The sequence below is a fragment of the Nesterenkonia pannonica genome (assembly GCF_019575955.1).
GTDB lineage: Bacteria > Actinomycetota > Actinomycetes > Actinomycetales > Micrococcaceae > Nesterenkonia > Nesterenkonia pannonica.
Genome location: NZ_CP080575.1, coordinates 361520 through 379844 on the forward strand (window position 1 = coordinate 361520; position 18325 = coordinate 379844).

The following is an 18325-nucleotide window of genomic DNA, read 5'->3' on the forward strand; positions in this document are numbered from 1 at the left end:
ACCTTCAATAAGGCGGTTCCTTGTTGAAGGATGAGTGGGCGGCGTAAACGGCTGTGAGACGGGGCACAGGCCTCCCAAACTTAACCGTACGTACGGTACAGTTTGCGACTGTGGATGTGATGAGGACGCTGACAGGGCGCAAGCGGGTGAGCACCGAAACCGGCCCCGTTCCCCGCGCCGACCGGCGCGCCAGCGGCCCCTGCGCCCCTCCGCAGCCCCAGACACCAGCCTCACCCGCTGGCAGCGCTGGACCGTCCTGATCATCGTCTCCGCAGGGCTGCTGCTCGTGGCCCTGGACATGACGATCCTCTACACCGCCCTGCCCCGCCTGACCTCCGCGCTTGAGGCCAGCGCCTCTCAGCAGCTGTGGATCCTCAACATCTATCCCCTCTTCATGGCCGGGCTGCTCCCCGGCTCCGGGGCGCTCGGCGACCGCTTCGGACACAAACGCACCTTCCAAGTCGGCATGGTCGTCTTCGGCGTCGCCTCCCTGACGGCCGCCTACTCCCCGAACCCCGAAGTGCTGATCGCCGCCCGCGCGCTGCTGGCCGCAGGCGGAGCGCTCATGCTCCCCGCCACCCTCGCCCTGATCCGCATCAGCTTCTCCAACGTGCGCGAGCGCAACATCGCCATCGCCGTGTGGGCCTCCACGTTCATGGTCGCCATGGCCATGGGGCCCATCGTCTCCGGGGTGCTGCTGGAGTTCTTCTGGTGGGGATCGGTGTTCCTCATCAACCTGCCCATCGTGGCGGCCGCATCGGTTGCGATGATCCTGGTGGGCCCCGCAACGTCTACGACGCCTCACGCCGGTGGGATGCGATCTCCTCAGCCCAAGCCCTTGTCGGCATGGGGGCGGCAGTGCTGGCCATCAAGACCTGGGCCGAAGCGCCCATCGACTACCCGTGGCCATCGTCTCCACAGCAGTGGGTGCGGTGGTGCTGACCCTCTTCGCCAGACGGCAGGTGCGACTGGCCCGCACCGCCGAGCCGCTCATCGACTTCGGGATGTTCCGGAACCGCGGATTCACCGGCGGCGTCATCGGCGCCGGGCTCGCCACCTTCATCACCGCAGGGGTCCAGCTTGCCGTCGCCCAGCGCTACCAGCTGCTCGAAGGCTTCAGCCCGCTGGAGGCTGGGCTGCTCGTTACTGCGCTCGCCGCAGGCTCCGCGCCCTTCTCCATCGTCGGCGGGGCCCTGCTGCAGCGCATCGGCCTGCTCGTCCTCATCGGCGGGGGCATGGGCGTCGCCGCCCTGGGAACCATCGGCGCCACCGTCTCCGCCTTCCAGGACTCGCTGCCCGGGCTGGTGGTCTCCTGGTGATCGCCGGGGCCGGCATGGGCTGCTCCATCTCCGTGGCCTCCACCGCCATCATGGGCAACGTGCCCCCGCACCGGTAAGCATGGCCGCGTCCACCGAAGAGGTCTCCTACGAGTTCGGCAACCTGCTCGGCGTCGCCCTCCTCGGAGCCCTGCTGACGCTGGTCTACACCCACACACTCATCCTTCCGCCCAGCGTCGAGGAGTACGCTTAAGCGCCTCACCGGCAGCCGCCATCGAAAGCGGCAACGCCGACGTCATCGCCGCCGCCTCCGCAGCCTTCGACACCGCCTACCTCAGCGTCCTCACCGCGCTCTCAGCCGTGATGATCATCGGCTCCGCAGCCGTGACAGCGTTCCTGTGGCCCTACAAGCCCGGCACCGAATCCCAGGCCTACCCGAACAATCACTAAGGTGGAGCAGCAGCACCGCCGGAGAGCCCGGCCCAGCAGCAGAAGACAGGGAAGCGAGGCAACGTGCGGCAGTCCAAGCGTGAGCAGGCCCTGGAGGCAGCCACCCGAGTAGTCCAGCGCGACGGCGTCACCGCCCTGTCCTACGAGGCGGTCGCCGCCGAGGCCGGACTCACCAAAGGCGGCCTGGTCTACCACTTCCCCTCCCGCGAGGCGCTCCTGCGAGCGCTCCACGAGCACGTCTCAGGCGGCTGGGAGCGCTACATGGCCCAGCAGGTCAGCGACGACGCCAACCCCGCCCGCCCCGAGGAGCTCGACGCGCAGAGTAGGCTCGACGCTTACGTCCGCGGCTCAGCATCACCCGCCGGGAACCCCGACCGCGCCGAGCTGCAGCTGATGCTCCAGGCCACCGAGGACCCCGAGTCCCAAGCCATATGGAACGCCGTGCACGAGCGATGGGCGCCTCCGCTGCCCGAGGAGTCCGACGACCGAGCCGTCGACATGTTCCTCGCCCGGCTCGCCTCAGACGGCCTCTGGCTCTACGAAGCGCTCACGGACGAGCAGCTGGAGCCCGCACTGCGGGAGACGCTTCTGGCCCGCATCATCCAGCGCGGACGAGGCGAAGCAGGCTCCTGACCAGGGGGTCAGAAAAAGACACATGGAGCGTAGGTTCAGGCTCAAGCTCATAGGATGGTCTGATCCGGCTCATGCCACGCACTGCACCCGCACCTCCGGAGGTACCGACCATGAGCCAGCCGAACACCGCCCAGCGCGCCCGCCGAAGGCCCGCCGCGTGGATCTCCTCGCCGCAGTAAGCAGCCTCCTGCTCGGAGCCTGCGCCGACCCCACTGAGGAAGAGGCTGACGAGGGCCAGGAGGGTGAGGCCAGCGGCGCGGTCACCATCGGCTCCGCCGACTTCCCCGAGTCCGAAGTGGTGGCCTACCTCTACGCCCACGCCCTGGAGGACGCAAGCGTCGAGGTCAGCACCAGCATGAACATCGGCTCCCGGGAGGCCTACGTTCCGGCCCTGGAGGACGGGTCCATCGACCTCATCCCCGAATACACCGGCAACCTGCTCTTCTACCTCGACGAGGACTCCGAAGCGACCGACGCAGACAGCATCAACGATGAGCTCCCCGCAGCGCTGGAGGAGCGCGGCCTGGAGATGCTCACCCCGCCGAGGCGGAATCCACCGACGCCGTCGTCGTCACCTCAGAGACCGCCGAGGACTGGGACCTGACCACCATCGGCGACCTCGCCGACCAGTCCGAGGACGTCACCTTCGCCGGGCCGCCCGAGTTCCAGGAGCGCTCCGTGGGGATCCCCGGCCTGGAGGAGAACTATGGCCTGGAGATCTCCGAATTCACCCCCATCTCTGACGGAGGCGGCCCCGCCACCGTGGACGCCCTGGTCAGCGGCGACGTGACCGCTGCCAACATCTTCACCACCAGCCCTGCACTGCCTGAGAATGACCTCGTCGTCCTCGAGGACCCCGAGAGCAACTTCCCTGCCCAGCAGGTGGTTCCCATCCTCAGCAGCGACTCCATGGACGAGGACATCGCCGAGACCCTCGACGCGGTCTCCGAGCTGCTGAGCACCGAGGAGCTCATCGAGCTCAACGACCGGGTCAGCGGCAGCGAGAACCAGGAGCCCTCCGACGCGGCGCGCGACTGGCTCGAAGAGCAGGGGCTGATCGAGGGGTGACCGTGCCAGGTGCGCTCGGCGCAGCGCGGCCGTCGAAGCGCGGCACGCTGTGATCACCTTCCGCGGGGTCTCCAAGACCTACCCGGACGGCACCTCCGCGGTCGACGGCCTCAGCCTGACCGTGGAGGTAAGCAGCATGACCGTCTTCGTCGGCCCCTCCGGGTGCGGGAAGACCACCGCCATGCGGATGATCAACCGGATGATCGAGCCGACCGAGGGCACCATCGAGATCAACGGCTCCGACGCTGCTTACCGCCGCCCGGCCCAGCTGCGGCAGGGCATCGGCTACGTGATGCAGCACGCCGGACTGCTGCCCCACCGCACCGTGGTCGACAACGTCGCCACCGTGCTGCGCCTCACCGGCCAGAGCCGCAAGGAGGCACGCGGCGCCTCCTACGAGATGCTCACCCGGGTGGGCCTGGACGAGTCCCTCGCCCGCCGGTACCCCTCGCAGCTCTCCGGGGGCAGCAGCAGCGCGTCGGCGTGGCCCGGGCGCTCGCCTCGGACCCGCCCATCCTGCTGATGGACGAACCCTTCAGCGCAGTGGACCCGCTGGTGCGCCAAGACCTCCAGCAGGAGCTGCTGCGCCTGCAGGACGAGCTGAAGAAGACCATCGTCTTCGTCACCCACGACATCGAAGAGGCCCTGCTCCTCGGAGACCGGATCGCCGTGTTCGGGCCCGGGGAGTGCTGCAGCAGCACGACAGCCCCGAACGGGTCCTCACCGCCCCCGCCAACGACTTCGTCTCCCGGTTCATGCGGCCGTGAGCGAGGCATCCGCTCGCTCGCCTTCGCCAGCGCCTCCCAGGTGCACATCACCCCCGCGGAGCCGCAGGGCGGGCGCGTGAGCCTCAAGGACGGATGGGCGCTGCTCGTGGACGACGCCGGACGCCCGAGGCGTGGGAGGCCCCGTCGCAGGAGAGGACCCCGGTCACCTCCACGCTCAGCGAGGACGGCAGCCTGAGGTCAGCCGTCGACGCGGTGCTGTCCTCCCCGGCGCACACGGCACCGGTGACGGACAGCTCAGGCGCCCTCGTCGGCACGGTAAGCCGTGATGACATCTTCGCAGCACTCGCCTCACGCTCCGGAAGCTGACCCGACGTGAACTGGGCGCTCAACAACTTCTCCCGGCTCATGGAGCTCTTCTGGGAGCACACCGTGCTCTCCACCATCCCCACCCTGCTGGGCCTGATCATCGCCGTGCCCCTGGGCCTGTTCCTCAACGATCGCCGCTACGGACGCCGCATCGCCGTCGCCCTGGCATCGATCGCCTTCACCATCCCCTCCTGGCGCTGTTCGTCACCATCCCCACCATCATCGGCACCCAGGTGCTGGACCCCATCAACGTGATCGCCGCGCTCACGCTCTACTCCGGCGCGCTGACCCTGCGCTCGGTGTTCGACTCGCTCGACGCGGTCAGCACCAGCGTCCGCGACTCCGCCCAGGCCAGCGGCTACTCGCAGTTGGGGAGGGCGCTCTTCGTGGACCTTCCCTGGCCGTCCCGGTGCTGACCGCCGGGCTGCGCGTCACCGCCGCCACAAACGTCTCCCTCGTCTCCGTGGGCGCCGTGATCGGCGTCGGCGGACTGGGCGAGCTGTTCACCTCCGGCTACCAGCGCAGCTACCCGGACCAGGTCTTCGTAAGCATCCTGGCGATCATGGTGCTGGCCTTCATCATGGACCGGCTCATCGCCGTTGCTTAGGCTGGCTGCTCACCCCCTGGGAGCGTGCCCATGCTGGCTGACATGATCGCCTACTTCGCCGACCCTGAGAACTGGTGGGGCGCCCAGGGGATTCCGGTGCGCGTCGGGAGCACCTCTGGTACTCCTTCATCGCCGTGGCCCTTGCGGCTCTGCTCGCATTCCCGGCAGGGGTATACGTCGGCCACACGGGACGTGGCCAGACGTTCATCGTCACCGTCGCCAACTCCTGCGCGCCATCCCCTCCCTGGGCCTGATGACCCTGCTGGTTCTGCTCATGGGGCTGGGGCTGCTGCCGCCGGTGCTTGCGCTGGTCACCCTCGCCATTCCGCCGCTGCTGGCGGGGGTATACTCCGGGATGCGCAGCGTGGACCGCGCCGTGGTCGACGCCGCATGGGCCATGGGCATGGCCCGCCATCAGGTGATCGGGGTGGAGCTGCGCAACGGGCTGCCCGGCATGGTCGCCGGACTGCGGGGGCCTCTCTGCAGGTCATCGCCACAGCGATGATCGCCGCCTACGTGAACCTCGGAGGCATCGGCCGGTACATCTTCGACGGGCTGGCCCTCTACGACTACGGGCGCGTGCTCGTGGGGGCGGTGCTGGTGACGGGGCTCGCCCTCGCCGTCGACGGGGCGCTGGCCGTGGTGGTAACTGGCCCAGCCGGGGGCGAAGAAGTCCTCGGTCAGCCGGAGTAGGAGCCGGTGAGCAGCACGGCTCCGCCGTCCACGCCCTTGGCGCCCTGAGTGAAGTCGTCGCCGGTGCGGTCGGAGGAGGATGCGTCGTATTCGGCGACCTCGCCCATTATCCACGCCGACTGCCCGGCAGTGGTCAGCTGGGCCACGGCCTCGTCCGCCTTCTCAGCGGCGACCACGGCGACCATGCCGACGCCCAGGTTCCAGGTGCGCTCCGCGTCGGCCTGAGGACGCCCCCAGCTCGGAGAGCACGGAGAACACCGGCGGAACCGACCAGGTCGCGCGGTCCACGCGCGCCATCAGCCCAGCAGGAAGCACCCGGGCGAGGTTCGCCGCCAGGCCGCCGCCGGTGACATGGCTGAAGCCGCGCACCGGCAGATTCTCAGGCAGCTCGCCCTGGGCCGGGTCCCCGTTGAGGACTCCACCAGATCAAGGCACGGTGCGGTGTACAGGCGGGTGGGCTCCAGCAGCTCCTCGCCCAGTGTGCGCCCGAACTCGGGAACCTCGCGTGAGAGCTCCCACTTCGCGTCGGCGACGATGCGGCGCACCAGCGAATAGCCGTTGGAGTGGATGCCGGAGGAGGCGATGCCGACCACCTTGTCGCCGGGGCGCACCCGCTCCGCGCCCAGCACAGCGGAGGCGTCGACTACGCCGGTGGCCGCACCCGCGACGTCATACTCGTGCTCGCCCAGCAGGCCCGGGTGCTCGGCGGTCTCCCCGCCGACCAGTGCGGTGCCCGCCTCAGCGGCGGCCTTCGCCACACCGGAGACGATCGCCGCGATGCGGGTGGGCTCCACCTTGCCGCAGGCGATGTAGTCCGTCATGAACAGCGGCTTGGCGCCCATGACGACGATGTCGTCGACGACCATGCCCACCAGGTCGAAGCCGATCGAATCGTGGATGTCCATGGCCTGAGCGATGGCGACCTTGGTGCCCACCCCGTCGGTGGAGGTGGCCAGCAGAGGCTTGGGCAGCCGCTTGAGCTCCGAGGCGTCGAAGAGGCCCGCGAATGCGCCCACCCCGCCCATCACCTGAGGGCCGTGGGTGGCCTCCACATGGGCCTTCATCAGCTCGACGGCGCGGTCCCCGGCTTCGGTGTCCACACCGGAGGAGGCGTAGGTGGTGCTCATCGGACGGGGACTTCCTCTCGAAGCGGCGGTTCGGTCTCGTCCAGCTCAAACTCGGAGTCCGGCCCCGGCTCGCACCCGGTCTGCGGGCGCTGGTACGGCATGCCAGGCAGCCGCGGCTGCTCCAGCAGCATCTTGCCCCGCCGATCCTCCGGAGGAAGCTCAATGGGGTACTCGCCGGTGAAGCAGGCGGTGCACAGGGTGGAGCGCGGCTGGCCGGTGGCTGCGATCATGCCCTCCTCGCTGATGTAGGCCAGCGAATCCGCGCCCACCGCCGCAGCGATCTCGTCCATGGTGGCCCCATTGGCGATCAGCTCAGCACGGGTCGCGAAGTCGATGCCGTAGAAGCAGGGCCATTTGATCGGCGGCGAGGAGATCTTCACATGCACCTCCGCGGCGCCCGCCTCCTTCAGCATCCCCACGATGGCCTTCTGGGTGTTGCCGCGGACGATCGAATCGTCCACCACCACCACCTTCTTGCCCGCCACCACATGGTCCATCACGTTGAGCTTCAGCCGGATGCCCAGCTGGCGCAGCGTCTGCGAAGGCTGGATGAACGTGCGCCCTACGTAGGAGTTCTTGATGAAGCCTTGGGCGAAGGGAAGCCCTGAAGCCTCCGCATAGCCCACAGCGGCCGGGGTGCCGGACTCCGGCACAGGGATCACGATGTCAGCGGAGTGCTGCTCCTCGCGCGCCAGCTGGCGGCCCATCTCCACGCGGGCCTCGTACACCGAGCGCCCATTGATGGTGGCGTCGGGGCGGGCCAGGTAGACGTACTCGAACGCGCAGCGCGCAGGAGCCGCCTCGGCGAACCGGTGGGACCGCACACCCTCAGCGTCGATCGCGATGAGCTCCCGGGCTCGATCTCCCGGATCACGGAGGCGCCCACTGTGGCCAGGGCGGACTGCTCGGAGGCGACCACCCACCCGCGGGAGAGCCCAGCACCAGCGGGCGCACGCCCTGAGGGTCGCGCGCCGCGTAGAGCGTGTTCTCGTCCATGAAGGCCAGGCAGAACGCGCCCTTCAGGCGCGGAAGCAGCGCCAGGATCTGCTGCTCCAGGGACTCGCCCGGCTCCTCCTTCAGCAGCGCGGTGACCAGGGCCGTATCGGTGGTGTTGCCCTGGGCGAGCTCCCCGAAGGTGCGCTCGCCGTGACGCTCCACCACCGCGTCCCGCAGCTCAGCAGAGTTGGTGAGGTTGCCGTTGTGGCCCAGAGCGACCGTCCCGTGAGGGTGGCGCCCAGAGTGGGCTGGGCGTTGGCCCAGTTGTTGGCCCCGGTGGTCGAGTAGCGGCAGTGGCCCACCGCGATGTGACCGGTCAGTGCCGAGAGGGTGGCCTCGTCGAACACCTGGGAGACCAGTCCCACATCCTTGTACACCTTGATGTGGTCGCCGTCGCTCGCTGCGATGCCCGCAGACTCCTGGCCGCGGTGCTGAAGGGCGTACAGGCCGTAGTAGGCGAGCTTGGAGACCTCCTCGCCGGGAGCCCATACGCCGAAGACGCCGCATTCGTCCTGCGGCAGAGGGTCTTCGTCGAGGAGGTTGAAGTTCAGCCGCGCGGTTGCATCAGGCACTGCGGGGGCCTCGTTTCCGTCGGAGGGAGCGTCAGGGTCGTCGTGGGGCACCCGGCCGTTGTCCGGCAGGCGCTCCATGTCATACGTGGTGGCCCGACGGCGCATGATCTTCTCCGTGGCCAGGTAGGCGACAGCGGCCAGCATCAGGCAGGGCACGGTGTAGAACATGGTGAAGGTGCCGATGGAGGCGCCTGTGGTGTAGTCCTCCGCCGGAGGAGTGACGGCGACGGTGATGACCGCAGCGGTGAATGCCACGACCGGTGCGCCGATCATGAAGGGGATGAGCTTGGGTGTGCTGCGCACACGCGCACGACCACGCGGCTCGTGTGAAGGCATAGCCACCAGTCTACTGCTTTCCGCGTGTGCGGGCACAGGCGGCCGGGCCCTCAGGCATGGCCTAGGATTGGCGGTCGATGAGCACCCCGCAGAATCCCCGCCCGGCGCCGCGCCCTGGCGCGCCCAGCTGGGGAGTGGGTCGAGTCCAGCCCCGTCCAGCGCCTCGTCATCGGCGTCATCCTCCTCAACGCGGTCGTCCTGGGCCTGGAGACCTCGCCCGATGTGATGGACGCCGTCGGCCGCTGCTGATCACCGTGGACGTCATCTGCCTGTCCATCTTCGTGATCGAGATCCTGCTGAAGCTCGTCGCCTTCGGCTGGAGGTTCTTCCGCGACCCCTGGAACGTCTTCGACTTCCTGGTCGTCGGAGCCGCCGTGGTTCCGGCCGGAGACGGATTCGAGGTGCTCCGCACCCTGCGCGTGCTCCGCGTCCTGCGCCTGATCTCCCAGCTGCCGCAGCTGCGCAAAGTGGTCGGTGCCCTGCTGGCCGCCATCCCGGGATCCTCTCCACCGGCATGCTGCTGGGCATCATCTTCTACGTCGCCGCGGTCATGGCCACCACCTTCTTCCGCGAGACGCTCCCCGAATTCTTCGGCAGCTTCTGGGCCTCCCTGTTCAGCCTCTTCCAGATCGCCACCCTGAGCTCCTGGGAGACCATCGTCCGGCCCGCCATGGACGAGCACGAATGGGCCTGGGCGTTCTTCATCCCCTTCATCATCCTCGCCGCGTTCACGGCGCTGAACCTCATCATCGCCGTCATCGTCGACGCCATGAACACCCTGCATGACATGCCCAGCGCCAAGAGCGCCATGGAGACCGTCAGCGTCAACGGCGTGGAGGGCGGCGAGCAGTCCGCCGAGGAGCCTGCGGAACGCGGCAGCGCAGACGCTGGGCCGCGGCGCGACAACGAGGTCCTCTACGAGGAGATCAGGGCCCTGCGAGGCGAAGTCGCCGACCTCAGCGCGCTGCTCTCAGATCAGCGGAACAAGCCCTGACAGATCGGCCCGGGTGCCCGAGGCGCTGATGCCCCCGGCGGCGTAGGCCTCCTGCCAGGTGCTCAGGCCTGTGGCGAGCTCCATCCACGTCTGCGGGCTCATCTCCACCACATTCGGGGAGTGCCGCGCGTATGGGAGGGCCCTCCACGCACTGCGCGACGCCGAAGGGCGGCACTCGGACCTCCACGCTGCTGCCCGGAGCCCGCTCGGCCAGCTCCTCCAGCAGGTACCTGACCGCCGTCGCCAGCGTGCGACGGTCCGTCGCGGCGCCCGCCTCCTGGGCCTGAGCCCAGCTGCGTGCCGCCGCAGATCCCTCCGCGGCCGAAATGCGGCGTCGTGCCATCGCTACAGCACCGACGTGACGGCCTGGCTCAGCCGCACCGCGCCCACGGTCCGCTGATCAGCGCCGCCGACAATGGGCTTGAGGATCTTCTTCAGCACCGCAGAGAGCTGATCAAGATCCACCGCACCGACCGAGGCCAGCAGGCTGAGACCCACCAGATAGTTGGCCCGGTGGCTGCCGTCGAGCGTCTTGACCGCCGCGGCCGTCCCATCCGGAGCCGCGAGGACCAGAACGCCCTCTGCGCCGAGCTTCGAGATCAGCCCCAGCTCCTCCATCACCACCGTGTCCGCCTCGCGGCGGCCGTGCACCAGCCAGGGGTAGTCGAGCATCGCCTGAGCCACCGTGAACGCGTGCAGCTCCGCCCCGCGGTTGCGCTGCGCCCCGGCGACCTTCCCGATGCCGCGGGCCAGGCCGGTCAGGCTCATCGCCGGAGCCGGGGCGCCGCACCCGTCCGTGCCCACTGCGACGGGGCGCTCACCGGTGTACTCCTCGATGACCTCCATGACCGACAGCTGCAGCGGGTGGTCCGGGTCCAGGTAGGTGGCCAGGCGCGAGCCCTGCGTGCGCGCCGCAGCGAGGAAAGCCGGCATGCTTGCCGGAGCAGTTGTAGGCCAGCGGGGTGGCGTCCTTGCCCGCCTCCAGGTGCACCTTCAGATCCAGCGGCGCGGACGGCAGCGCCGGAGGGCACTGCAGATGCGACTCATCGAGCCCCTCCGCCTGCAGAGTCTGGGCCACCAGGTCCTGATGCTTCCGGGACCCCACATGGGAGCCGCAGGCGATCGCCACCGCCTCAGGGAGATCAGCGCACCCGCCCGCAGGGACGCGATCGCCTGCAGGGGCTTCAGCGTGGACCGGGGAACATGGTCCGCCCGGGTGCGCCCAAGGACTTGGCCACACTGCCGTCGGCGCTGACCAGCACCGCCGAACCCAGGTGCCTGGACTCGACCACCCCAGCCCGGGTCACGACGGCCAGCTCTGCGGACTCAGCGACGGATGCCGTCTCGACTGTGCTCATAAGCCCTAAGCCTACTGACCGATAGTCTTGGGCCCATGAAGGTTCTGGTGGTGGGCCCTGGCGGCCGAGAGCACGCATTGGTCCGGGCCCTGCTGCGCGACCCCGCCGTGGAGACGGTGGAGGCCGCCCCGGCAACGCAGGCATCGCGCGCGACGTCGTCTGTAGGCTGGTGGACGCCCAGGACGGCGACGCCGTGGCGCAGCTGGCGCTCGACGGCGCGTTCGACCTGGTGGTGATCGGCCCCGAAGCGCCCCTGGCCGCAGGAGTCGCCGACGCAGTCCGCGCGGCAGGCATCCCCGCCTTCGGGCCCTCACGGGCCGCCGCCCAGCTTGAGGCCTCGAAGGCCTTCGCCAAAGAGATCATGTCCGCGGCAGGCGTGCCCACCGCTGAGGCGGTGCACGCGGCTAAGCCCGCAGGAGGCCGCAGAGGCTCTGGACCGCTTCGGCGCCCCGCACGTGGTCAGGACGACGGCCTCGCCGCTAAGCAAAGGCGTGGTGGTCACCGATGACCGCGAGGAGGCGCTGGCGCACGCCCAGGCCTGCTTCGAGGTCGGCGGAACGGTGGTGATCGAGGAGTTCCTCGACGGCCCCGAGGTCAGCCTCTTCGTCCTCTCCGACGGCGAAAGCCTGGTGCCGCTCACTCCTGCCCAGGACTTCAAGCGCATCTTCGACCACGACGAGGGCCCCAACACCGGCGGCATGGGCGCCTACACCCCCTGGACTGGCTGGAGGGCTACACCGAGACCGACTCCTCCGGCACCGTCCGGGACTTCACCCAGATCGTGATGGATGCCGTGGCGGCTCCCACCGTTCAGGAGATGGCCCGCCGGGGCACCCGTTCGTCGGCGTGCTCTACTGCGGCCTCGCCGTCACCTCGCGCGGTGTGCGCGTGGTGGAGTTCAACGTCCGCTTCGGCGACCCCGAGACCCAGGCGGTCCTGGAGCGGCTCGAGACCAGGCTCGGCCAGCTGCTGCACGACGCCGCAGTCGGCGCCCTGAACGCAGGCCCGGACGGGACTGGTAAGCCCCTGGCCTGGAAGCCCGGCGCCGCCGTCGACGTCGTCCTTGCCGCCGCGAACTACCCGGAGACCCCGCAGAAGGGCGACCCCATTGAGGGGCTGGACCGAGCGGAGGCCCTGGAGGGCGTCTCTGTGCTTCATGCGGGCACCGCCGCCGACGATGCTGGCCGCACTCTCACCATAAGCGGACGGGTGCTCGCCGTCGTCGGGAACGGCGCCAGCCTCGCCGAAGCGCGCGACCGCGCATACGCCGGAGTCGAGCAGATCACCTGGCCCGGCGCCCAGCACCGCACCGACATCGCCGCCAAAGCACTCGGCGGAGAGATCCGAGTCGCGTCCCAGCTTCCCGGCTGGGTGCACGCGGGGTCCGGCAAAGTACGCGAGCTCTACACCCCGGCGCCCGGCTCCGAATGGGACGGTCAGGACGTCATGCTCCTGGTGACGACTGACCGGGTCAGCGCCTTCGACCACGTCCTCTCACCGGGCATACCGGACAAGGGCAGGATCCTGACCCAGATGAGCCTCTGGTGGTTCCGGGAGCTCGAGAAGCACGGCATCGCGAACCACGTCGTCTCCACGGAGGTGCCCGCGGCGGTGGAGGGCCGGGCCGTCATCGTTCGGCGCCTGAGCATGGTCTCGGCCGAAGCGATCGTGCGCGGCTTCCTGACCGGCTCCGGGCTGAAGGAGTACCAGCAGAGCAGGACCGTCACCGGGATCCCGCTGCCTGCAGGGCTGGTGGACGGGTCCGAGCTGCCGGAGCCGCTCTTCACCCCCTCGACCAAGGCTGAGCAGGGCGACCACGACGAGAACATCACCTACGACAGGCTCGTGGAGGTGGTGGGCTCAGAGCGGGCCAGCGCCCTGAAGGACCAGAGCCTGCGGATCTACGAGCTCGCCGGCGCTCGGGCGAGGGAAGCGGGCATCATCCTGGCCGACACGAAAGTGGAGTTCGGGATCGACGAGCAGGGGGCATGGTGCTCGCCGATGAGGTCCTCACCCCGGATTCTTCCCGGTTCTGGCCCGCCGATGAGTGGGCGCCGGGGAGGTCGCAGCCGAGTTTCGACAAGCAGTTCGTGCGTGATTGGCTCACCAGTGAGGATTCAGGCTGGGACCGTGGTGGCGTCGCACCCCCGCCGCTGCCGGAGCACATCGTTGCTGCCACCCGGGAGCGGTACATCGACGCATACCGCCGCCTCACCGGCCAGGAGCCGCAGCTCTAGGCCACCGGGCACCCTCGACGTCTCCGAGCGCACCCGGGACGGCGGCGCACCGCCTAGCTGTCGCGCAGGCTGCGACGGGCCTGGCCGATGACCCGATCGCGGCGGAAGATCCGCTCCAGGTGCTCCATCTGGTCGTTGATCTCAGCCTGGCCCGTGGAGAAGGCTTCGACGGTTTCGCGGTAGCGATCTTCGAAGAGCCGCCAATCGTCTGCTTCAAGCTGCGGGGCGATCTCGCGCAGCTCCTCCATGGCGCGCTGCGCCTCGGTGCCCTGGGCGTGAGCTTCGGCGGCCACGTCAGCCAGCAGGTGGAGCGTCGCCGTGGTGTCAAGGGTGGCGGTCTTCTCGTCATCATCGTCGCCGCTGACTTTGCCGATGCCCCACAGGAGAAAGAGAAGGGCAGCGACGCACCCGAAGATCAGCAGGACAGTTTCCCACCATTCGTTGACCACAGCATTCTCCCCGGTTCAGACAGCCCTTACTGATTCGAGTCTACAAGTGCTGCTGTGCCGGTCTCCGGGTGCGACTAGAGCGCGCTTGCGACGGCGGCCGCGTACTCGGCCGTGCACTCGCCGGTGGGGTGGACCTGGTCGGCCTGCAGGCAGTGCGTGTTCGCGTCGGCCCTGCTGTTCCAGTCGGCGACGCGCACGTTGCTGCGGCTCGCGGCGACGCTCTGCAGCATGGCGTTGTGCGAGTCCACGAATGCCATCGGTCCATAGAGGTTCACCAGGATGACGGTCCTGTCGTAAGCGGCGCTGACGGCCCGGGTCACATCCGCCTCGCTGCCCACACCGTTGATGCCTACGCCGAGCACCACCGTCTCGGCGGAGGGCACCTGGCTGACCGCGGCTGAGACGATGTCCGGGGCGCTGACCAGCTGCCGCGACTCGGCTGCGTCCACTACCACATCGAACCGGCTCGTCAGGGCGCCGGATGATGCGAGCATCACCGAATCGCCCACAGCAACCATGCTGGCACCGCTCCCGCTCTCCACCGCGGGAGCCTCCTCGGTGCTGCCTCCTCCTCGGAGTCGGTCGCCTCGTCCTCAGGAGTCGGCTCCTCGCTCGGGGTGGGGTCCTCGCTCGGGGTGGGCTCCTCGGAGGCGGATGCCTCTTCGGTCGGGGACGGTGCGCTGTCGGTGGGTGAGGGGTCCTGCGGCTCAGGCTCCGCGGCATCCGGCGAGGGGCTGCCTCCTCCTGCACGGCCTCGCTCGGCGCGGCCTCAGGCTCCTCCTCGAGCACGTCCTCAGGCGTCGGGTCCGGCCCCGATGCATCAGCCTCGTCGGATTCCTCCTCAGCGGCCTCCGGCTCTTCGTCAGCCGCCGACGACGAGCTTCGGTCGTCGCTGCCCGGAAGAGCCGGGCCTCCGGGAAGCAGGCCGCCTCGTTCGAACGACTCCGTGACGGTGTCGTGCTGATCCTCCGCCGGGTCCTCGGCAGGCAGGCCGTCCTCGTCCTCTCCCGCAAAGGACTGGGTGTGCTCCTGGCCCTCGGCGAGGAGGGTCTGGAGGAGGTGGACTCCGGCGAGCTGGTCTGCGACCAGGCAATCGAGGCGACGAGAGCGGCGACGATCGTTCCTGCCGCGGCGGCCCGCGCAGGAGCCTTCAGCACATGGCCGAACCCGTGTCGGCGCACGGGCATCTCCACCCACCGGTAGCTGGCCTCCGCCGCTGCCACGGCGACGATGACGGCCAGCACCCTCACCTGATACTGGTCGAGCAGCTCCAGCAGCGGGATCCGGTGCGCTGCCATGAGGTGGTCGGCCAGCACGATCAGAGGGAAGTGCCACAGGTAGAGGCCGTAGGAGCGTGTGCCGATCCATCCCAGCAGACTTACGTCACCCCACCGGGAGAGTCCTGCGGGGCCGATGAGGCATGCACCCACCAGCAGCAGGCTTACCAGGGTTCCGCCGAGGGTGAGGAGCGGCTCGCGGCCGGGGGTTTCGGCCCATGCGGAGAAGGTGAGCAGTCCGATGGCCGCCAGGCCCGCCGCCGTCATCAGCAGCGCCAGCCCGCCGCGTCCACGACTGCGGCAGTCTCCTGGACGCGTGAGGCAGGGACCTCCGCCTTCAGGGCCCCGGAGCTGCCTGAGGCGTGGCCGGACGCATCTCCGGCGGCACCGGCGCTGACGGGGGCGTCTTCAGGAAGGCTTTGGGGCTGAATGCCAATGCCGCGCCGAGCAGCAGCCCGTAGAGGTGGCTCACAGTGGCCAGGTAGGCGATGTTCGCCTGGCCGAAGTGGACCAGGCCGAGCATCAGGACTGTCGAGACCACGGCGAGGGCGATCAGGTTGGCGCGCATCCGGGCAAACGCCTGCTTGGGCAGCCGAGCCCTGACCAGGAAGGCGATCAGCAGAACCGGCCACAGGAGGTAGAACTGCTCCTCGATGGCCAGCGACCAGAAGTTGTCGAACAGCCCCGCCTGGGAGGCGTTGAAGTAGTCGAAGCTCGCGGCCATCTGCGTCCAGTTCGCCGTGAACGTGAAGATCCCGACCAGCTGCCAGCCCAGACCCGTGAGGACGTCGCCGCCCAGTGCGGCGGCGGCCAGGGTGCAGGCGGCCACGACCAGCACGATGGCGGGGACGAGGCGGCGTGCTCGCCGGACGTAGAAGCGCTTCAGATCGATCCGGCCACGGTCCCTGTACTCGCGGATCAGCAGCGAGGTGATGAGGAACCCGCTGATCACGAAGAACACATCCACGCCGACGAATCCGCCCGGGGCCCACGAGGGTTGATGTGGTAGACGATGACCAGCACCACGGCCAGGGCGCGGAGCCCGTCGAGCCCGTGGATGCGGGAACGGGCGCCCTCCGCCGGGCGACGCTTCCGCAGGCCGGTGGGGCGGGCACGCTGAGGTGCGTCGGGCGTGGGCGCGGGCCGTTCAGCCAGCTGTTCCATAGGCACAGCGGTTCTCCTAGGCCATCTGCTTCGGGGAAGAAAGGGAAGGCTGCAGAGGACCCGAAGTCATCATGTCAGCAGAGCCCCGGATGCGGCCCAACCGCAGCACGTGTGTTGGCCCGGAGTACGTCAGCGCGGCAGGGGGCTTCTACGCGCCGCTGGACATGGAGGCTTCCCATGCGGTGTGCAGCTGGGAGAAGTACCCGCGGCGTCGATGAGCTCCTGAGGGGTCCCGTCCTCAATCACCGTGCCCTCATCAATGACCAGGACCCGGTCGGCGATCGCCACCGTGGAGAGGCGGTGGGCGATGATGAGTGCGGTGCGGCTGCCCAGGAGACGTTCGAGCCCCTGCTGGACCAGCTGCTCGCTGGGCAGGTCCAGCGAAGCGGTCGCCTCGTCCAGGATCAGCACGGTCGGGTCAGCCAGGAAGGACCGCGCGAAGCTGACCAGCTGGCGCTGCCCCGCAGAGAGCCTGCCGCCGCGCTTGCTCACGTCGGTCTCGTAGCCCTCGGGCAGCGACTCGATGAAGTCATGCACCCCTACGACCTTCGCCGCGGCGACCACTTCCTCGAAGGTGGCGCTCGGGCGGCCCAGGGCGATGTTCTCCCGCACGCTCCCGGAGAACAGGAAGGCCTCCTGGGTGACCATGGCCACGTGTCGCTGCCGGTCCTTCTCGGCCAGCTGCCGAAGGTCAACGCCGTCGAGCGTCACGCGCCCGGAGGTGACGTCGTAGAAGCGGGTGAGCAGCTTGGCCAGCGTGGACTTGCCCGCTCCGGTGCGGCCCACAATAGCCACGGTCTGACCGGCAGGAATGTGCAGATCCATCTGTCGCAGTGCGACCGGGCCGTCGTCCGTGTAGCGGAACTCGGCCGCCTCGAACCTGACCTCGCCCCGCGCCTGCGGAAGCTGCTGAGGCTCAGGGGCCTCGGTGACCTTCGGCTTCTCCTCGAGGAGGCCGGAGACCTTCTCCAGGGCCGCGACCGCCGACTGCAGCGAGTTGTAGAAGATCGCGATCATGTCCAGGGGCTGGAAGACGCGCTTGGTGGCCAGCACCACCCCGGCCAGGTGCCCGCGCTGAGGTCGCCTTCGAGGGCGCGGAAACCGCCCCACAGCAGCACGGCTGTCACGGTGAGGTTCCCCACCAGGAGCAGGGAGGGCTGGAGCACGCCGAAGAGGCTGATCGCCCGGACCTGATCATTGCGGTATTCGCCGGTCAGCTGCCGGTACTGCCGGTTCCTGGAATGCTCACGCCGGAACGCCTGCACGGCGCGGATGCCCGTCATCGACTCCACGAAGTGCACGATCATCCGGGCCGAGCTGATCCTTGTCCGCCGGTACGCGACCTCGGAGCGCTTCTGATACCAGCGCGCGAGGAAGAAGACGGGCACGCAGGCCACCGCCAGCACCAGCCCCGAGCGGGGATCCATCACCACGATCGACACGGCGGTGAACAGCATGAACATCCCGCCCTGCACCAGCGCGTTCACGCCGCCGTCGAGCAGCTCCCGCAGCGACTCCAGATCACTGGTCTGGCGTGAGATCACCCGCCCGGAGGTGTACGTTTCATGGAAGTCCAGGGAGAGCCGCTGGGTCTGCTCGAAGACGTCGTCGCGCAGCCGGAACAGCATCGCCTGGGCGGCGGTCGCCGTCATCCGGGTGTAGCAGAACAGCAGCAGCGCGGCGGTGACGGCAGCGGTCATGTACACCGCGGCCGGGACGAACACGCCGCGGACGTCGCCGTCGAGCATCGTCGGGATGCCCCAGTTCAGCGCGAAGGCCACAATCATGGGAGTGGAGGCCTGAGCGGCCTGGGAGACCACCACGGCGATGGCCGTCAGCAGCAGACGCAGCCGCTGGCCCTCCGAGACTCGCACCAGCAGCCGCCAGGAGCGGCGCCGGATGAAGCGGCGCTCCTCCGTGGTGAGGTCGGTCTGCTCCTCGCCACTGTGCCCCGCAGGTGTGCGAACGGGTCTGGGGTCGGCTCGGTGCCGGA

General features: G+C 69.1%; 15 protein-coding genes and 11 pseudogenes. 16 read left to right on the forward strand and 10 right to left on the reverse strand.

Going from position 1 to position 18325, the window contains the following annotated elements; translation table 11 throughout:
* Nucleotides 1-298 precede the first annotated feature (298 nt).
* From K0H76_RS02745 to K0H76_RS02800, 12 genes and pseudogenes are all read left to right on the forward strand, one after another.
* A pseudogene (locus tag K0H76_RS02745) lies at nt 299-790 on the forward strand (MFS transporter); the annotation flags it as partial.
* Entirely contained in the window at nt 712-942 is a 231-nt protein-coding gene (locus K0H76_RS02750) for a hypothetical protein (RefSeq protein ID WP_258935517.1), read from the forward strand. The pseudogene K0H76_RS02745 and the gene K0H76_RS02750, both read left to right, overlap by 79 nt.
* Nucleotides 903-1319, forward strand: a complete 417-nt coding sequence (locus K0H76_RS02755) for a hypothetical protein (RefSeq protein WP_258935518.1) — start codon at nt 903-905, stop codon at nt 1317-1319. Before K0H76_RS02750 ends, K0H76_RS02755 begins: the two co-directional genes overlap by 40 nt.
* A gap of 79 nt (nt 1320-1398) precedes the next feature.
* Nucleotides 1399-1530, forward strand: a complete 132-nt coding sequence (locus K0H76_RS02760) for a hypothetical protein (RefSeq protein WP_258934381.1) — start codon at nt 1399-1401, stop codon at nt 1528-1530.
* 260 nt (nt 1531-1790) lie between these two features.
* Nucleotides 1791-2360: a TetR/AcrR family transcriptional regulator gene (locus K0H76_RS02765; RefSeq protein ID WP_258934382.1), complete on the forward strand. Its 570-nt coding sequence runs from the start codon at nt 1791-1793 to the stop codon at nt 2358-2360.
* A 22-nt stretch (nt 2361-2382) separates the two neighbouring features.
* Nucleotides 2383-2964, forward strand: a complete 582-nt coding sequence (locus tag K0H76_RS02770) for a hypothetical protein (RefSeq protein ID WP_258934383.1) — start codon at nt 2383-2385, stop codon at nt 2962-2964.
* Nucleotides 2955-3428 (forward strand): annotated as a pseudogene (locus tag K0H76_RS02775) (glycine/betaine ABC transporter substrate-binding protein); the annotation flags it as partial. The gene K0H76_RS02770 and the pseudogene K0H76_RS02775, both read left to right, overlap by 10 nt.
* Nucleotides 3429-3477: 49 nt before the next feature.
* Nucleotides 3478-4522 (forward strand): annotated as a pseudogene (locus K0H76_RS02780) (ATP-binding cassette domain-containing protein).
* Between the two features lie 6 nt (nt 4523-4528).
* On the forward strand, nt 4529-4777 hold the full coding sequence (locus tag K0H76_RS02785) for a hypothetical protein (protein WP_258934384.1): 249 nt from the start codon (nt 4529-4531) through the stop codon (nt 4775-4777).
* Nucleotides 4756-4938 (forward strand): hypothetical protein, encoded by a 183-nt coding sequence (locus K0H76_RS02790; RefSeq protein WP_258934385.1) that lies wholly within the window; start codon nt 4756-4758, stop codon nt 4936-4938. Before K0H76_RS02785 ends, K0H76_RS02790 begins: the two co-directional genes overlap by 22 nt.
* A complete protein-coding gene (locus K0H76_RS02795) occupies nt 4932-5129 on the forward strand; it encodes a hypothetical protein (protein WP_258934386.1) in 198 nt (65 codons plus the stop codon). Before K0H76_RS02790 ends, K0H76_RS02795 begins: the two co-directional genes overlap by 7 nt.
* 30 nt (nt 5130-5159) lie before the next feature.
* Nucleotides 5160-5822 (forward strand): annotated as a pseudogene (locus tag K0H76_RS02800) (ABC transporter permease subunit).
* On the opposite strand, the pseudogene purM reads toward K0H76_RS02800, so the two are convergent.
* Together purM and purF are read right to left on the reverse strand one after the other, a co-directional pair.
* Nucleotides 5810-6949, reverse strand: a pseudogene (purM, locus tag K0H76_RS02805) (phosphoribosylformylglycinamidine cyclo-ligase). The pseudogenes K0H76_RS02800 and purM sit on opposite strands and share 13 nt — an antisense overlap.
* Nucleotides 6946-8517 (reverse strand): annotated as a pseudogene (gene purF, locus K0H76_RS02810) (amidophosphoribosyltransferase). Before purF ends, purM begins: the two co-directional pseudogenes overlap by 4 nt.
* Before the next feature lie 590 nt (nt 8518-9107).
* Here purF and K0H76_RS02815 point away from each other — a divergent pair.
* Both K0H76_RS02815 and K0H76_RS02820 read left to right on the forward strand, forming a co-directional pair.
* A complete protein-coding gene (locus tag K0H76_RS02815) occupies nt 9108-9494 on the forward strand; it encodes an ion transporter (protein WP_258934387.1) in 387 nt (128 codons plus the stop codon).
* The gene (locus tag K0H76_RS02820) at nt 9404-9847 is read left to right on the forward strand and encodes an ion transporter (RefSeq protein ID WP_258935311.1); all 444 of its coding nucleotides are present in this window, start codon (nt 9404-9406) and stop codon (nt 9845-9847) included. Before K0H76_RS02815 ends, K0H76_RS02820 begins: the two co-directional genes overlap by 91 nt.
* Here K0H76_RS02820 and K0H76_RS02825 read toward each other — a convergent pair.
* Both K0H76_RS02825 and K0H76_RS02830 read right to left on the reverse strand, forming a co-directional pair.
* Nucleotides 9824-10190 (reverse strand): annotated as a pseudogene (locus K0H76_RS02825) (sterol carrier family protein). The gene K0H76_RS02820 and the pseudogene K0H76_RS02825 overlap by 24 nt on opposite strands.
* Nucleotides 10191-10192: 2 nt before the next feature.
* A pseudogene (locus K0H76_RS02830) lies at nt 10193-11205 on the reverse strand (asparaginase).
* 35 nt (nt 11206-11240) lie between these two features.
* Between K0H76_RS02830 and purD the strand changes: the two are divergent.
* Nucleotides 11241-12555 (forward strand): annotated as a pseudogene (purD, locus tag K0H76_RS02835) (phosphoribosylamine--glycine ligase); the annotation flags it as partial.
* Nucleotides 12547-13442: pseudogene (locus tag K0H76_RS02840) on the forward strand (phosphoribosylaminoimidazolesuccinocarboxamide synthase). The pseudogenes purD and K0H76_RS02840, both read left to right, overlap by 9 nt.
* A gap of 53 nt (nt 13443-13495) precedes the next feature.
* On the opposite strand, the gene K0H76_RS02845 reads toward K0H76_RS02840, so the two are convergent.
* The 6 genes and pseudogenes from K0H76_RS02845 to K0H76_RS02870 all read right to left on the reverse strand — a co-directional run.
* The gene (locus K0H76_RS02845) at nt 13496-13891 is read right to left on the reverse strand and encodes a hypothetical protein (RefSeq protein ID WP_146340511.1); all 396 of its coding nucleotides are present in this window, start codon (nt 13889-13891) and stop codon (nt 13496-13498) included.
* A gap of 74 nt (nt 13892-13965) precedes the next feature.
* The gene (locus K0H76_RS02850) at nt 13966-14433 is read right to left on the reverse strand and encodes a hypothetical protein (protein WP_258934388.1); all 468 of its coding nucleotides are present in this window, start codon (nt 14431-14433) and stop codon (nt 13966-13968) included.
* Nucleotides 14434-14598: 165 nt separating this feature from the next.
* Nucleotides 14599-15435, reverse strand: coding sequence for a hypothetical protein (locus tag K0H76_RS02855; RefSeq protein WP_258934389.1), 837 nt, complete (start codon nt 15433-15435; stop codon nt 14599-14601).
* Nucleotides 15436-15505: 70 nt separating this feature from the next.
* Nucleotides 15506-16129, reverse strand: coding sequence for an acyltransferase (locus tag K0H76_RS02860; RefSeq protein WP_258934390.1), 624 nt, complete (start codon nt 16127-16129; stop codon nt 15506-15508).
* A complete protein-coding gene (locus K0H76_RS02865) occupies nt 16117-16338 on the reverse strand; it encodes a hypothetical protein (RefSeq protein ID WP_258934391.1) in 222 nt (73 codons plus the stop codon). The genes K0H76_RS02860 and K0H76_RS02865 overlap by 13 nt, the downstream gene beginning before the upstream one ends.
* A 142-nt stretch (nt 16339-16480) precedes the next feature.
* A pseudogene (locus tag K0H76_RS02870) lies at nt 16481-18272 on the reverse strand (ABC transporter ATP-binding protein/permease); the annotation flags it as partial.
* Nucleotides 18273-18325 lie beyond the last annotated feature (53 nt).